Annotated in this window: 16 protein-coding genes; 8 read left to right on the top strand and 8 right to left on the bottom strand. The window is 58.3% G+C overall.

What is annotated here, in order from left to right; translation table 11 throughout:
• Positions 1-124: 124 nt before the first annotated feature.
• A complete protein-coding gene (gene galU, locus B3I26_RS23380; RefSeq protein WP_296261190.1) occupies positions 125-967 on the bottom strand; it encodes a UTP--glucose-1-phosphate uridylyltransferase GalU in 843 nt (280 codons plus the stop codon).
• Positions 968-1367: 400 nt separating this feature from the next.
• On the opposite strand from galU, the gene B3I26_RS23375 reads away from it, so the two are divergent.
• Positions 1368-1553: a hypothetical protein gene (locus B3I26_RS23375; protein ID WP_296261189.1), complete on the top strand. Its 186-nt coding sequence runs from the start codon at positions 1368-1370 to the stop codon at positions 1551-1553.
• 162 nt (positions 1554-1715) lie between these two features.
• A complete protein-coding gene (locus B3I26_RS23370; RefSeq protein ID WP_296261187.1) occupies positions 1716-1997 on the top strand; it encodes a hypothetical protein in 282 nt (93 codons plus the stop codon).
• Positions 1998-2034: 37 nt separating this feature from the next.
• On the opposite strand, the gene B3I26_RS23365 is transcribed toward B3I26_RS23370, so the two are convergent.
• A complete protein-coding gene (locus tag B3I26_RS23365) occupies positions 2035-2388 on the bottom strand; it encodes a hypothetical protein (protein WP_296261185.1) in 354 nt (117 codons plus the stop codon).
• A 168-nt stretch (positions 2389-2556) separates the two neighbouring features.
• On the opposite strand from B3I26_RS23365, the gene B3I26_RS23360 reads away from it, so the two are divergent.
• From B3I26_RS23360 to alkB, 3 genes are all read left to right on the top strand, one after another.
• Complete coding sequence (locus tag B3I26_RS23360; protein WP_296261183.1) at positions 2557-2862, top strand: DUF1883 domain-containing protein; 306 nt, start codon at positions 2557-2559, stop codon at positions 2860-2862.
• Between the two features lie 77 nt (positions 2863-2939).
• Positions 2940-3119, top strand: coding sequence for a hypothetical protein (locus tag B3I26_RS23355; protein WP_296261182.1), 180 nt, complete (start codon positions 2940-2942; stop codon positions 3117-3119).
• 17 nt (positions 3120-3136) lie between these two features.
• Complete coding sequence (alkB, locus tag B3I26_RS23350) at positions 3137-3814, top strand: DNA oxidative demethylase AlkB (protein WP_296261409.1); 678 nt, start codon at positions 3137-3139, stop codon at positions 3812-3814.
• Positions 3815-4130: 316 nt separating this feature from the next.
• On the opposite strand, the gene B3I26_RS23345 is transcribed toward alkB, so the two are convergent.
• From B3I26_RS23345 to gnd, 5 genes are all read right to left on the bottom strand, one after another.
• Positions 4131-4484, bottom strand: a complete 354-nt coding sequence (locus B3I26_RS23345; protein ID WP_296261181.1) for a hypothetical protein — start codon at positions 4482-4484, stop codon at positions 4131-4133.
• Positions 4485-4639: 155 nt separating this feature from the next.
• On the bottom strand, positions 4640-6439 hold the full coding sequence (locus B3I26_RS23340) for a glycoside hydrolase family 15 protein (protein WP_296261180.1): 1800 nt from the start codon (positions 6437-6439) through the stop codon (positions 4640-4642).
• An 81-nt stretch (positions 6440-6520) separates the two neighbouring features.
• Positions 6521-7339, bottom strand: a complete 819-nt coding sequence (locus tag B3I26_RS23335; RefSeq protein ID WP_296261179.1) for an HAD family hydrolase — start codon at positions 7337-7339, stop codon at positions 6521-6523.
• On the bottom strand, positions 7336-8859 hold the full coding sequence (gene zwf / locus B3I26_RS23330) for a glucose-6-phosphate dehydrogenase (protein ID WP_296261178.1): 1524 nt from the start codon (positions 8857-8859) through the stop codon (positions 7336-7338). The genes B3I26_RS23335 and zwf overlap by 4 nt, the downstream gene beginning before the upstream one ends.
• On the bottom strand, positions 8859-9836 hold the full coding sequence (gene gnd / locus B3I26_RS23325; protein ID WP_296261176.1) for a phosphogluconate dehydrogenase (NAD(+)-dependent, decarboxylating): 978 nt from the start codon (positions 9834-9836) through the stop codon (positions 8859-8861). The genes zwf and gnd overlap by 1 nt, the downstream gene beginning before the upstream one ends.
• 313 nt (positions 9837-10149) lie before the next feature.
• Between gnd and B3I26_RS23320 the strand changes: the two genes are divergently transcribed.
• Both B3I26_RS23320 and B3I26_RS23315 read left to right on the top strand, forming a co-directional pair.
• On the top strand, positions 10150-10323 hold the full coding sequence (locus tag B3I26_RS23320; RefSeq protein ID WP_296261175.1) for a DUF6026 family protein: 174 nt from the start codon (positions 10150-10152) through the stop codon (positions 10321-10323).
• Positions 10324-10652: 329 nt separating this feature from the next.
• Positions 10653-12398, top strand: a complete 1746-nt coding sequence (locus tag B3I26_RS23315) for a phosphoethanolamine transferase CptA (RefSeq protein WP_296261173.1) — start codon at positions 10653-10655, stop codon at positions 12396-12398.
• A gap of 214 nt (positions 12399-12612) precedes the next feature.
• Here the strand turns inward: B3I26_RS23315 and B3I26_RS23310 are convergent, their stop codons facing one another.
• The gene (locus B3I26_RS23310) at positions 12613-13104 is read right to left on the bottom strand and encodes a GNAT family N-acetyltransferase (RefSeq protein WP_296261171.1); all 492 of its coding nucleotides are present in this window, start codon (positions 13102-13104) and stop codon (positions 12613-12615) included.
• A 596-nt stretch (positions 13105-13700) separates the two neighbouring features.
• Between B3I26_RS23310 and glgA the strand changes: the two genes are divergently transcribed.
• A complete protein-coding gene (gene glgA / locus B3I26_RS23305; protein ID WP_296261170.1) occupies positions 13701-15287 on the top strand; it encodes a glycogen synthase GlgA in 1587 nt (528 codons plus the stop codon).
• Positions 15288-15298 lie beyond the last annotated feature (11 nt).

The raw sequence follows: 15298 nt of genomic DNA, 5'->3' as shown, positions 1-15298 counted from the left end.
GCAAGGGGGCTAGCATAACCGCTTCAGCGCCTCGGGCAAGGGCTCCAGGACAGAAACGACAAAGCCACCCGAAGGTGGCTTTGTGCTGCAATACAGTGACCGGCGAATTACCGGTACACAGGCATCATTGCGTAGATTTACCGGTTTTGTAGAAGTGCTCGAAGCAGAAGTTGGTCGCCTCGACGTAGCCTTCGGCGCCGCCACAGTCGAAACGCTGTCCCTGGAACTTGTAGGCCAGGACGTTACCTTCGGCTGCTTGCTTCATCAGGGCGTCGGTGATCTGGATTTCGCCGCCTTTGCCTGGCTCGGTCTGTTCGATTTTCTCGAAGATGTCCGGGGTCAGAATGTAACGGCCAATGATCGCCAGGTTCGACGGTGCGTCTTCCGGCTTTGGCTTTTCAACCATGTCGGTCACGCGGAACAGGCCAGGCTTGATTTCTTCCCCTGCGATCACGCCGTATTTGTTGGTTTCACTCTCAGGTACTTCCTGAATCGCAACGATGGAGCAGCCATAGTGCTTATGCAGCTTGACCATTTGCGCCAGGACACCATCGCCTTCCAGGTTTACACACAAGTCATCGGCGAGCACTACAGCAAATGCTTCATTGCCGATCAAAGGACGACCGCTAAGAATCGCGTGACCCAAGCCCTTCATCTCGGTCTGACGGGTGTAAGAGAAGCTGCACTCGTCGATCAGGCGACGGATGCCGACCAGGTATTTCTCTTTGTCAGTGCCCTTGATCTGGTGTTCCAGCTCATAGCTGATGTCGAAGTGGTCTTCCAGCGCGCGCTTGCCGCGCCCGGTCACGATGGAGATTTCCTTCAACCCGGCTTCAAGTGCTTCTTCCACGCCGTACTGGATCAGCGGCTTGTTGACAACTGCCAGCATCTCTTTGGGCATGGCTTTGGTCGCTGGCAAGAAGCGAGTGCCGTAACCGGCTGCAGGGAACAAGCATTTCTTGATCATATGAGTCCTTGATGGGGCTGGGGGTGTTGCGGCGCAGTCTAATCAGGAGGCGATCACCTTACAATGCCCCGCCACTGGCCGATTCGATGTGTTGGTAGATGAGCAGACGCGCAGATAGTTCCACCCGTCTTACGGCAAGTTCTGCGCATGCATGCGCAAGTAGCAGTGCGCGATCCGATGCAACGACGCCTAATCGCCATGGGCAGCGATCGGTGTGCAGGCAAACCTTCCATCAGCCGCCTGGCAAAATGTCTGCAGCACTGCCGCAAAAGGGCGTCTGCCCCGTGCATCCACCTCGCAATGACTGAAGCAAGCGTAGCCGCTGCCTGCTGGTTTACGTAGGAAAATAATGCCAATCGGCCTTATTATGCGCGCCTGAATCACTTATCGAGACGGATCGATGTCGGAAGTCAAAAGCGTAAACGGTTACCAGATAAAGAAGCTGAACGATGGCCAATGGTGGCTGGTCGGCCACGATGAAGAAGCGGTCGCGGGTCCGTTCGACAGTGAGAGCAGCGCCATCGAGGTCGCTGCCGTGTTTCAAGACACCCCTGCTCCGCGCCGCCGCGCTGACAAGAAAGCCTGAGCGATGCCCCATTGTTCGGGCCCGCCAACGCGAGGCCTGAACCGTTCAAGCCTGAGCACGATTGACCAAAAAATGTTTTGATGATGCCGGAACGATGGCACCGAAGGTCAGTCTCAAGGAGGCTGATTATTCAACCTCGGCCCTCATCGTGAAGCATTCGAAATGATCAAGATTCTGTCCATCATTGTAGTACTGGGCCTGACCGGCTGCGCGACCGCGCAAAACACCTACCTGAAAAACGGCAAGCAAGCGTTGAGCATCGACTGCTCAGGCGAAGCCATGTCGTGGGCGGCATGCTACGAGAAAGCCGACGCCTCCTGCCCTGGCACCGGCTATAACATCGTCAGCACCAACGGCACGCCGCAACCCAAGGAAGATGACAAGACCCTAGGCGTCGATGTCGGCAACTTCAAGACTCGCAACGTGCTGGTCATGTGCAAGTAAGCGCACGCATTCTTCAAGGTTCTTTGAACCGGCCCCATCAGCCCGAAATGCAGGCATTAACGGCGTGCTGAATGTCCTTGGGCCGCAGGGGGTTGTTACCACCGTCTTCAAACAGCTTGATCGAGCTGCCCCCTGAGCGTTTTTCGATATCGACGATGGCCGTTGGCATGCCGCTGGAAAACTTCTGCGGAACGATGACCCTCAGGCCTTCCTTATGCGGCTCGATCTGCGGTGGCTTGCGACTGTCACTGATTCTGGCAACGAAGCACTCGGCGTATTCCTGCGGGTTCTTTCCTGACATCACACTCATGGTGGCGGGGGTGTGCTCGATGTCAGTCACGCTGGCGCAACCCGTCATCGCCAGAGCCAAAACTACAACAGCCAGTTTCATACAATCCCTCCAATAAAGGCTCTACGACACACCAGGTGCTGATTAAATCCCTGGTGGTCGGATTTTTTCGCCGCGCGCGCGGTAATAAAAATATCAACGGTCATCAACCCAGGTACTTGCCGTGCTATCGTTTCAGGTTTTCGAGAATGCCTGTCTTCGGAGACACCCATGAAATTCGTACACCAGCGCGAGCACCTCAACGAAGACGACGTCGTCGTCATCGAGTGCTCCCAGCTCTGCAACATACGCCTGATGAGCGACGCGAATTTCCGCAGCTTCAAAAATGGCGGTCGCCATACCTACCACGGCGGCGCATTCGACCGGTTTCCGGCAAAAATTGCAGTGCCCAGCACTGGCTTCTGGAACATCACTATCGACACCGCCGGGCGCAAGCTGGATACCCATGGTGGCCGAAAGACTACGTTCACCCATTCGATCAAGATCGTAAGACGCACTTCTTCGCGCCTGAGCTGATCACACCAGTCAACCACGACTCGCGTGAAATCTTTGTGGTTTGACGCCTGCATCCACTCTTTTTCGAGGAATCGATCGTGAGTACGCCCGCCCCCGTCGTCAAATATGCCATCAGCTATAAACTCAACGGCGAACGCCGCTTCGAGTTCGCCCTGCTGCAATCCCCCAGCGCTGAAGAAGCGCTGGCCGCCCTGCAGAAAATGCACAGCGGCAGTGAAGACGTGATCAGCGACGTCAAGGTCAGCAAGGCGCTTTAACCGGAGCCGCCGCGATGATGCAACGCAAGGGCACAACCCCCGCCACCCTCGACCTGTTTGCCGACGACGCGCCGCAGTCGCCGGCCACCCAACGCATTGGCCCTCGGTCATTGGTCTTTCGCGGCTTTGCATTACCCAGGGTTGAGCACTTGCTGCCAGCCCTTGAAGCTATTCTCGTTCAGTCGCCTTTTCGCAACATGGTCACTCCCGGCGGTCACACCATGTCGGTTGCGTTGAGCAGCTGCGGCGAGTTCGGCTGGACCACCGATCGTCAGGGTTATAAATACTCGCGCATCGATCCTCAGAGCGGGCAGCCGTGGCCGGCAATGCCTGAAATATTCCTGGAGCTTGCGCAGGATGCAGCCGACGCAGCCGGGTTTGCGGGTTTCATGCCTGATGCCTGCCTGATCAACCGTTATATTCCCGGGGCAAAAATGTCCCTGCATCAGGACAAGGATGAGCGCGGCCTTCAATGGCCGGTGGTCTCGGTGTCGTTGGGCATTGGGGCGATGTTCCTTTTCGGTGGTCACGCCCGTGGCGACGCCGCCGAGCGCGTACCGCTCTTTCATGGCGATGTAGTGGTTTGGGGTGGCGAAGACCGACTGCGTTTCCACGGCGTAATGCCGATCAAACAGGCCGAGCACCCGCTGCTGGGCGAGCAGCGGATCAATTTCACGTTTCGCAAGGCGCGTTGAGTCGCCGGACTTATTTCACATCGCCCAGCCTGATTTGGCAGACGTACAAGGCCTGCGGATGTATTGGGTGCGCGGTGAGCGCTACAGCGGCAGCCTCGCCGGCAGGATGATCGAAAACGACGTCGTACACGGCCTTTTGCACAGGCTGGCAGTGCCGCGTGAGGGCCTAGTGCCAAACCTTCGACGTGATCGGCTGGCACCGCGCTGCACCCGTTAAGGGAGAGGCGAGCAAAGCAGTCCGGGGACGGTCAACCACTCCCTCCGTTCAACACTCAGGCGCGCTCAGCGCGACAGGCTCGTTCGCCGCCCGCCGCTTTCACCCAATGTCGCTGAAAGCTGCGTCAAGCGCTTGTTCGAGCTGCATTAACTCGATCTGCGGCCCGCCGTTCCACCGAGCAGTGAGACGTACACAATCCACAAGCACATGCACGCCTTGGCCGGTTCTGCTTCCCGGGTATTTGCGCAGCAGCAGTTCTACCACCGTGCTCGTCAACCAGACGGATCGGTCCGAAGACCATGATGTGTCCTCGAACGCAAAAAGCAGATCACCTTCTCGAGCATTGACGATCTGCGGGGAACAGACCCACAAGGAATGGCGCGGCTCCCAAAGCCGTACCTCTATGCGGTACATACCGTCGGGCGAAACGGACTGACATTCGATCGGGTACATGCTAGCTGCCACTGCGCTATAGCCTAAACGTTTAAGACACCGGTCATCGCCATAAAGCATTGCCGCTTGACTGCACAGGGGCGCGGCGTCTCGCCCCCGCCATGCGCAATATCAAGTGCGTTGACCCACTCCTGAATCAGGCCAACCACGGCGCCCTAAGCTGACGCCCGAGTTTTCACTGGACATACAACGCGATGCAGGTTCAACGCAGTGTTGATGATGCCGATATGACTGAACGCTTGGGGGAAGTTCCCGAGCATGCGCCCTGCCCGCGGGTCATATTGCTCGGCGAGCAAGCCAACGTCATTGCATAATCCGCAGAGTCGCTCGAACAGGTCGCTGGCCTCCTGCTCCCGTCCCTGCAAGACGTAGACGTCGGCCAGCCAGAATGAACAGACGAGGAAAGTGCCTTCGCTGCCGGACACGCCATCAGCACTGCGCTCGCCGTCATAGCGCAACAGCAGACCGTCTTGCATCAGCGCCTTCTCGATCTGCGTCACCGTGCCTGTGACACGCGGGTCGTCCACCGGCAGGAACCCGGTCAGTGCAATCTGCAGCAGACTGGCGTCCAGCTCACTGCCGCCGTAGGTCTGCACGAAGCTACCCAGGTCGGCGTTGTAGCCGTTGGTGCACACATCGGCATGGATTTCGTCGGCGATAAGCCGGTAATGCCGACCACGCTCGCGATCCTGCGCGTCATCACTTTGCGTCAGCACGGCAGCATTTCGATCGAACGATACCCAGGCCATGACCTTCGAGTGCGTGAAGTGCCGAGGCTCGGAGCGGATCTCCCAGATGCCTGCATCCGGCAGATGCCATACCTGTTCCAGGAACGGCATGATCACTTTCTGGATCTGCGTGCTGCGCGGCAACCGGGGCAGACCGCTTTTGAAGGCCTGCGTCATGGCATCAGCCACCTCGCCATAGACATCCAGTTGGGTCTGGGTCGCGGCACCATTGCCGATGCGGACCGGACGGGAGTTCTCGTAGCCGCTGAGCCAGGGCAGTTGATATTCTGGCAGGCGCCGCTCACCGCCCAAGCCATACATGATCTGGATCTGCTCGGGGTTGCCGGCCACCGAACGCAATAACCAATTGCGCCAGGCCGTCGCTTCTTCGTAGTACCCCAGGTTCATGAACGCCAACAGTGTCATGGTCGCGTCACGCAACCAGCAGAAGCGGTAGTCCCAATTGCGTTCGCCCCCTAACTGCTCGGGCAACGATGTGGTTACTGCCGCCACGATGCCTCCCGTGGGCGCATAGGTCATGGCCTTGAGGGTAATCAACGAGCGCTTGACCTGAGCCGTCCACGGCCCGACATCGGGGCAGCGACCGGAAAACTCCAGCCAGAAACCCTCGGTTTGTGCCAGCGCTGCTGCAATGTCGAAGGCCTGGCGGACCGGCTCGTGAGACGCTTGCCAACTCAATGCGAAGCCCAGCCGCTGTCCGGCCTCGACCGTAAACTCGCTTTCGGTGTGATGATCCAGTGGATGCAATTCGGAAGGGGTGCGCAGCACCAACATGTCCGGGCCCGCCACGGCAGTCAGGGTATGTGGCTCGCGCTTCTCGACCCAAGGCACGGTGCTGCCGTAGTCGAAGCGAATCGCCAGATCCATGGCGAAATCGACGCGCCCTTCCAGTCCGATTACCGCCCGCACCACGCTACTGTCTTCTGCCATGGGCATGAAATCCACCAGCATGGCGGAACCGGAGTCGGTGTTGAACAGCGTCTCCAGAATCAGCGTGCCGTCGCGATAACTGCGCCGGGATTGGCATTTGCCATCGGTGGGGGCGATTTTCCAGCGACCGTTATCACTGTCGCCCAGCAGCGCGGAGAAGCAGGCAGGTGCGTCAAAACGCGGGAAACATAACCAGTCCAGCGACCCATCGCGGGCCACCAGCGCCGCAGTACGGCAATTGCCAAGCAGCGCGTAATCTTCGATCAATACAGCCATGGGGCAGTGTTCCCTCTTGGTGTACAACACAATCGCCTGCGCAAGCCCGGCTGACCAAGCCGCGCAGAAGGCGCCGCGCATTCAACGCGGCAGAATGTAACGTTCGATGGCTTTCGCCACCCCGTCCTCCTCATTGCTGTCAGTCACGTAATGGGCGTGAGTCTTGACCCCGGTCTCCGCCTGGCCCATCGCGATCGACAAACCCGCACGCAGGAACATCGCCACGTCGTTGCCAGCGTCGCCGATGGCTGCCGTTTGAGCCAGCGGCACGCCCAACGTTTCAGCCAGGGTTTGCAGTGCTGTGCCCTTGTTGGCATCCAGGGCCGTGACGTCCAGGTAGTAAGATTGCGAACGGGCCGCCAGCGCGGTCTCGGCAATCAACGGATTGAGCTGGGTTTCCAGTCGCTTGAGCAATTCGAAATCCTTGCTCGCGGCAACGATCTTGTCGATCCGATCAATGTAGTCGTCGAAATGATCGACCTGAACGAAGTCGTAACCCAGCGTGTTGCGCTCGTGCTCGACGTAATCCCCTTGCGGGTCGAGCAGCAGCCACTGATCGTCGGCGAACACCCACACCGCCACCTTCTGGCCAGCGAATAGCTCAAGGCTGGTGCGCGCCGCCGCGGCCGCGATCCGGTGAGCCTTGAGCAAGCTGCCATCCGGATTGATGATGTTGGCGCCATTGAACGCCACCGTCGGCACATCGATACCCAGCGCCGCGATCTGCTGACGCATGGCACGCGGTGGTCGACTGCTGGCGACCGAGAAATGAATCCCGGCCTCATGCAACCTGCGCACGGCATCAATATTGGCTTGGCTCAAGCTGTGATCGGAGTGCAACAACGTGCCATCGATATCGGACAACATGAAACGGATGAGAGGCTGCGCAGAGTCGCTCATCCCAGGGGTTGCCAGCTATGGCCGTCGCGGACCAGCAGTTCGTCGGCGGCCGCAGGCCCGTCCTCGCCCGCCTGGTAGGTTTCCACGTGAGGATCCTTGGCCCAGGCATCGATGAACGGCTGCACCGCACGCCAGCCGTTTTCGATGTTATCGGCGCGCTGAAACAAGGTCTGGTCCCCGATAAGGCAATCATAAATCAGGGTTTCATACCCGGTCGAAGGCTGCATTTCGAAGAAATCCTTGTAGGCAAAACCCATCTCGATGGTTTGCATGTCCAGCGTTGGCCCGGGCTTTTTGGCTTGCAGGTCAAACCACATGCCCTCGTCCGGCTGAATCTGGATCTTGAGGAAGTTAGGCTTAACCCGGTCGACCTCGGTATCACGGAACTGCGCATAGGGCGCAGGCTTGAAGCAGATTGCGATCTCGGTGTCACGCACGCTCATGCGTTTGCCGGTGCGCAGATAAAACGGAACACCGACCCAACGCCAGTTATCGACCATGACCTTGAGCGCGACGTAGGTCTCTGTCGTGCTGTCCGGCGCGACCCGATCCTCTTGACGATAACCCGGCACGCTTTTGCCACCGATGTTGCTTTCGGTGTACTGGCCGCGCACCGAATTGGCCAGGGCCTCCATCTCCGACCAGGGCCGAATGGCACCGATGACCTTGGCCTTTTCACCGCGCACCGCGTCGGCACCGAAGGCTGCGGGAGGTTCCATGGCAACCATCGCCAGCAACTGGAACAGATGATTAGGCACCATGTCACGCAATGCGCCGGTGGTCTCATAGAAGCTGCCGCGGGTTTCGACGCCCACGGTTTCCGAAGCAGTGATCTGCACGTGATCGATGTAGTGATTGTTCCAGAACGACTCGAACAAGCCGTTGGAGAAACGGCTGACCAGAATGTTCTGCACCGTTTCCTTGCCCAGATAATGGTCAATCCGGTAGATCTGCTTTTCGGACATGACCTTCAGCAAGCAGCTGTTCAGCTCGACCGCACTGGGCAAGTCATGGCCAAAGGGCTTTTCGATCACCACGCGGCGGAAATGATCGTCGCCTTCACCCATCAGGCCCGACGAACCCAGACGCTGAGTCACTTCACTGAAGAAGCGCGGCGCGGTCGCCAGGTAGAACACGGCGTTTTTAGTGCCGGTGCTCTTGATCTTCTCATCGATGGCCGTGTAAGTGCCATCATCGAGAAAGTCACCCGTGATGTAGGTGATGCGCTTGGCCAGGCTGCTCCACAACGCCGGGTCCAGAGGCTCCTTGCCGCCTTCGGTGACCTTGCTGGCCGCCTCCTGGCGAATGAAATCCTCGAGTTTACCGGCGAAGTCGGCATCGCTGACGGTGTTGTGATCGACGCCAACGATGTGCAGGTCCTCACCCACCAGTCCGTCACGGAACAGGTTGTAGAGGGCCGGCATCAACAGCCGCTTGACCAGATCGCCGTGAGCGCCGAACAGGAACAGCGTGGTCGCCGGAGCGACCGGGGCCTTTTGCTTGCTTTGGGTCAAACCCATTATTTTGGTTCCTTATGACCACCAAATCCGAAACGCATGGCGGAGAGCATCTTGTCGCCGTACGTGCTTTGTTGACGCGAGCGGAAGCGGGCAAACAGAGAAGTCGACAGCACCGGCACCGGCACTGCCTGCTCCATGGCGGCTTCGATGGTCCAGCGGCCTTCACCGCTGTCGGCCACGGAGCCGGAGTAGGCGTGAAGTTGCGGGTCGGTTGCCAGGGCGTCTGCGGTCAGATCCAGCAGCCAGGAGGACACCACGCTGCCACGACGCCAGACTTCGGCGATATCGCCCAGGTTCAGATCGAAACGCTGATCGGCGGGCAGGTTCTCCGAGTTCTTGGTCTTGAGGATGTCGAAGCCTTCGGCAAACGCCTGCATCATTCCGTATTCGATGCCATTGTGGATCATCTTGACGAAGTGACCAGCACCGGGCGGGCCGGCATGGATGTAGCCTTGCTCGGCGCGCGGGTCGGCATCCTTGGCGCGGTCCTTGGTCCGCGGAATGTTGCCGATGCCAGGGGCCAGGGTCTTGAACAACGGATCGAGACGGTTCACGACCTCGGACTCCCCGCCGATCATCATGCAATAACCGCGCTCCAGCCCCCAGACGCCGCCGGAGGTACCGACATCAACGTAGTGCAAGCCCTTTTCCTTGAGCGCGCGGGAGCGACGCACGTCATCCTTGTAGAAGGTGTTGCCTCCATCGATGATCACGTCGTCGGCATCGAGCAAGTCAGCCAGGACATTGATCGTGTCCTCGGTCGGCGCGCCAGCAGGCAACATCACCCAGACCGCTCGAGGTTTCTCCAGCGCGGCGACCAGAGACTTGAGGTCGTCGGCCGGTGTCGAACCTTCGTTGGCGAGCACGGTGCGAGACTGCTCATCGCGATCATAGACCACGGTCGTGTGGCCATTGAGCATCAGTCGACGTGCGATGTTGCCGCCCATGCGGCCTAGTCCAACAATCCCGAGTTGCATGTAGAGGTGCTCCTTAATTCTTAAACAGGGGTGCCCCATTTTATAGCCCAGTGCCGCCTGTAGGGTTAGTCCGGGGAGGCAAACGAAGGTTTCCCGGTGAAAATAGTTTCATGTGGGGACGCCAAAGCCGTTGTAGGACGCCTGGATTCGCGATCAAGAAACGTTCGCGACAATAAAAAATAAAAAAGTTCCTTTTTTACGCAAAAGAAATCAGAATCCGCGCCGATAAAGGTAGGAGCACGGACAAGTCGGGTCGCGATGATGTCATTGCTTGAACCTTACTAAGTTGAATCCGCCATTTGCGAGGTGAGCAATGGGCACTGTACTACCGGCAAGCGTTCCACAGACTCTGTACGTTACCGTTCGTCGCGATGAGCTGCGTCAGCTTAGGGAAGAAAGGGATCAGCTGCAGAAAAAAGTCGCGCAGATGACCTCCATGCTACAGCGCGTTCAGTACGCCAGCAGCGGTGCCGCTCTTCACGCCTGAACCTTCTCGCGCTTTGCTGACTTGAGGCAAGCCCGACGGCGGCTTGCCCTTGTGAACCCTTTCCTGAACTACACCTTTCTTTTACATCCCCCGCTTTGACGGTCTTCTGTCCGACCAGACACATCCACCAATGTTCCGCTCGCCCGCGAATCCCGATCCTGAGCTTTCGACGTTCTGCTAACGCCCCTCTCACGTTTTTTTCACTTGCCCGACTCCATACTCGTGAACGTATACGGAACGACTGTCGGCCTGCTGCTGTCCGCACACCCCTTCCACCGCACCCCTCGCGGCCACCGGGCCGCCCGTGAGATCCATAGCTGGAGCGCCTGATGGCAATAACGAAACAGAGCACCTCGACTCCGAAAGGGTTCGATTGGGCCGGCGTGGCCTGGCTTTTCCTGTTCTTCTGGTACTTTTCCGGCATCACACAACTATTGATTCAACTGACCGGCATCACCGGCTTTTCCGGCTTTCGACAAGCCTTCGTGATGAGCGGTATCTGGCTGGCGCCGATGCTGATTTTCCCCAATCGGACCCGCGTCATGGCGGCGGTGATCGGGGTGCTTTTGTGGGCCTGCTCGATGGCCAGCCTGGGCTATTTCTTCATCTATCAGCAGGAATTCTCGCAAAGCGTCATCTTCATCATGTTCGAATCGAACATCTCTGAAGCCGGCGAGTACATGACTCAATACTTTGCCTGGTGGATCGTACTGGCGTTCATCGCCCACTCAGCATTCGCGATCTTTCTCTGGACGCGCCTGCGCCCGGTGTACATGCCCCGTGGTCGCGCCTGGATCGTCGCCACCGCCTTACTGGTCGGTATCATCGGCTACCCACTGGCCAAGCAAATATCGCGTAACGACACGCTTGCCGCAGGCCTGGAGGGCTTTGAATCACGCATCGAACCTGCCGTGCCCTGGCAGATGCTGGTGGCCTACCATCGTTACACCCAGCAGTTGGACGGCATGCAGGACATGCTCACCACCAGCAGCAGCATCCCGCCACTAAAAAACCTCAAGGATCAGCAGGCAGGCCTGCCGACAACGCTGGTGCTGGTCATTGGCGAGTCGACCAATCGGGGGCGCATGCATCTTTATGGCTATCCGCGCCAGACCACCCCAAACCTGGACGCCATGAAGGACCAGCTGCAGGTATTCAATAATGTCATCACCCCTCGCCCGTACACCATTGAAGCGCTGCAGCAGGTCCTGACGTTTGCTGATGAAGAAAACCCGGACCTGTACCTGAAGACCCCGTCCATTGTCAGCGTGATGAAGCAGGCCGGTTATAAAACCTTCTGGATTACCAACCAGCAGACCATGACCAAGCGCAACACCATGCTGACCACGTTTTCCGAACAAGCCGATGAGCAGATCTACCTGAACAACAATCGAAACCAGAATGCCCGCCAATATGACGGCGATGTGCTGGAACCGTTTGCCAAGGCGCTGAACGATGCTGCTCCGCGCAAGCTGATCGTCGTGCATCTGCTGGGCACGCATATGGCGTATCAGTATCGGTATCCGGAGCAGTACCAGAAATTTACCGGGCGCGAGGGCGTGCCACCGGCGATCGGTGACAGCAAGCTGGAAATGTACAACAGCTACGACAATGCCGTGCTTTATAACGATTTCGTGATATCGAGCCTGATCAAGACCTACAGCAAGGCCGACCCTAACGGGTTCCTGTTGTACCTCTCGGATCATGGGGAAGATGTGTACGACTCGCCCGGCCATGAGACCCTGGGCCGCAATGAGGCCAAGCCGACGGTCCCGATGTACACGGTGCCGTTCATTGCCTATGCCTCGCCGAAATGGCGCGAGACCCATGACTGGAACTTCGAGAGCATTCACAACCGGCCATACAGCAGCTCGAACCTGATCCATACATGGGCGCAACTGGCCGGCCTGAGCTTTGATGAGATGGACACGACAAGAAGCCTCGTCAGCCTCGATTTCAAGGCGCGCCCACGGATGATTGGCGATCCTTACGCACAGAAAGGGCTCAGTGATTATGCGGTGATGGAGAAGTTCGCCAAACAACCTGACCGGGTGCCCGAGGTGGCCAGGCGATAGGACACTGCGATCACCGCGCACACGAAAAAGGCCTGCATGATGCAGGCCTTTTCACGAAAGTGTGCAACCGTATTGTGTGGGAGCCGTCGGTGGCATGAATACCGATCGATGGACTCACTCATCGCCCCTCAGAGCCATAACAGCATCGGAGGCAGTGAAGCCCGTGGAACCGCTGTCGCTGGCGAGCCAGGGCGCTACAGGAGCGGCTCTGCGGTTAAAGCGCTTTTTGCCAGAATAATGCCCGGCCCATCTGCGGATCGAGCTGATAGTCGCTAAAGCCGAGCTTGCGGTAAGCGCCCTGGGCGATGACGTTACCTTCCAGCACCTCAAGCGTTATCTTACAGCAGCCGCGCTGGCGGGCGATTTCCTCGACCTTGGCCAGCATTTTTTGGCTGATGCCCTGCCCCCTGGCACTAGCGACGACCGCGACGTCATGGACATTCACCAGTGGGCGACAGGCAAAGGTGGAGAAGCCCTCGAAACAGTTGACCAGCCCTACCGGTTCACCGGCGATGAACGCCAGCACGCTGAAGGCATGGGGCCGCTTGGCGAGTTCGGCCGCCAATTGCTGACGGGTGTCCAGGGATAGCGGTACGCCGCCGCCCATAACATCCATGGCGTATTGATCAAGCAGGAAACCGATGGCTTCAGCGTGGACCGGGTTGCTATAGCTGGCTTGCAGGACCAGCACCTCAGGGGCTTGCATTGATTTCCTCTACAACTAGGGGAGGTGACAGGCAGCGGGACAACAGCCCCGCCTACCGCGTGCCAGGATTCTACCGTGGGACGCGCTAAAATTTCTCGATACAAAAGTAGGATTTTTCTCATTGCGCACAAGATTCGAGCCATCGCGCCGTGAGAAAGGTGCTGAATGAAAGATGAGGGAGGCGTGATGCCCACGATCCCGAAAGTCCGGATTTGCGAAACCGGGAAAATATTGTCTAACAATCCGACCAGCGGTCACTGCCGTCCACGGCGAGCCAACACTGCCCCAGAACGGCGCGTTCTGCGGTCAGCTATTTTTTGTAGCGCATTGGACACATTCCTACAAATGCTCCGGACGCCGCACGCCAGACATTTCCGATAAAAAAGTCGAAACTTCTACAAACGGCCTGGGTCAGCTGTTTAGAGCGCCTATGCTGTTGAATAACGCCCGAGCAGAGGCCGCTTTCACCCTGCCCTTCATCATGCAATCGGTAAATGGGTACCGATCTTGCGTAGGTCTTGCGTGCCTGGCCATAGGAAATGGCTGATTGGAAATCAAGTGCTGTACCAACACTGCGTATCGAATTGGAGAAAACGATGATTAGTGCCGCTGTCAAAACCCAGAAGGGAGAGAGTTTTAATCAGCCGGCCAGCGAGCTGACCCGTCTGCAGGTCTTCGCAACGACGAGCGCACCACTGCTGCAACTGCCCCCTGTTCAACCGGGCATTTCCCTGGCGAACCGGAAAAAAATCCTGTTCGTCACCTCGGAATTGGCCGATCTGGTGAAAACCGGCGGTCTGGGTGATGTGTCTGCTGCACTGCCGCGCGCCATGCGCCACCTTCACGATGTACGCGTGCTGATTCCCGGCTATCCACAGGTCATCAATAGCGGTAACCCGATTCACATCATCAGCGAGCTGAGCGGGCATGCCGCCCTGCCGCCCTGCAAGATCGGTCGGATGGACATGAAAGACGGATTGGTCATCTATGTGCTGATCTGTCCGGAACTGTATGAGCGCGAAGGCACGCCGTATGGCGATAACCAGGGCCGTGACTGGTCCGACAATCACATCCGTTTTGCACGATTGGGGCTGGCAGCGGCTGATTTCGCCGCCGGGGCCGTGAAAACCCAGTGGTGCCCGGAACTGGTACACGCCCATGACTGGCCAGCGGGTCTGGCACCTGCCTATATGAAATGGCGTGGTCAGAGCACGCCAAGTGTGTTCACCATTCACAACCTTGCCTACCAAGGCTTCGTCAGCACCGCTTCGAGCCGTGAGCTGGGTATCCCCGACTCCGCGTTGACCCCGGACGGTATGGAGTTTTACGGCAAGTTGTCGTTCATTAAGGCGGGCATGGCTTACGCCAGCCACATCACCACTGTCAGCGCGACCTACGCCAAGGAAATCACCACCGCGGATTTTGGCTGCGGTCTGGAAGGTTTCCTGCAAAGCAAGGCTGACATCGGCAAGCTCAGTGGCATTCCCAACGGCATCGACGAAAGTTGGGATGCTGCCACGGACGACCACTTGATTTGCCGTTTCGCGCCCAATGAATGGACGCGCAAGGAAATCAACGCCGACTATGTGCGCGAGCTGTTCGAGCTCCAGCCCTCGACGGGTCCATTGTTCGCGGTGGTGTCACGCCTGGTCTATCAAAAGGGTCTGGACCTGACCATCGGCGTTGCCGAATACATCGTCAGCAAAGGCGGCCAGATCGCAATCATTGGCCGCGGCGAGCCCGAGGAAGAAGACGCGATGCGCGAGTTGGCGGCACGCTTTCCCGGCCAGGTCAGCGTACGCGTAGGCTTCAACGAAACCGACGCCCGGCGCATGTTCGCTGGCAGTGACTTCCTGCTGATGCCGTCGCGTTATGAACCCTGTGGCTTGAGCCAGATGTATGCGCAGCGTTTTGGATCGCTTCCGGTTGCACGCAAAACCGGTGGCTTGGCTGACACCATCGAAGACGGTTGCACCGGATTTCTGTTCGACGAGTCCACCATTGAGAGCTACACCGAAGCGCTGGCCCGCGCGTTCAACGTCTTTGCCAACCCGACACTGCTCAATGCCATGCGCTGCCGCGCCATGGCCGCTCCGTTCGACTGGCACAAAGCGGTTGAACCCTATGCCGACCTGTATCAGGAACTGCTGAAAAAGAACGCGGGCGCTGCACTGCATTACTGATCGATGAACTA

It is taken from the genome of Pseudomonas sp. UBA5706 (genome assembly GCF_002419965.1).
In the GTDB taxonomy this organism is placed as follows: Bacteria; Pseudomonadota; Gammaproteobacteria; order Pseudomonadales; family Pseudomonadaceae; genus Aquipseudomonas.
The sequence above is the reverse complement of the archived record's forward strand: the minus strand, read 5'-3'. Positions and strand labels throughout refer to the sequence as shown.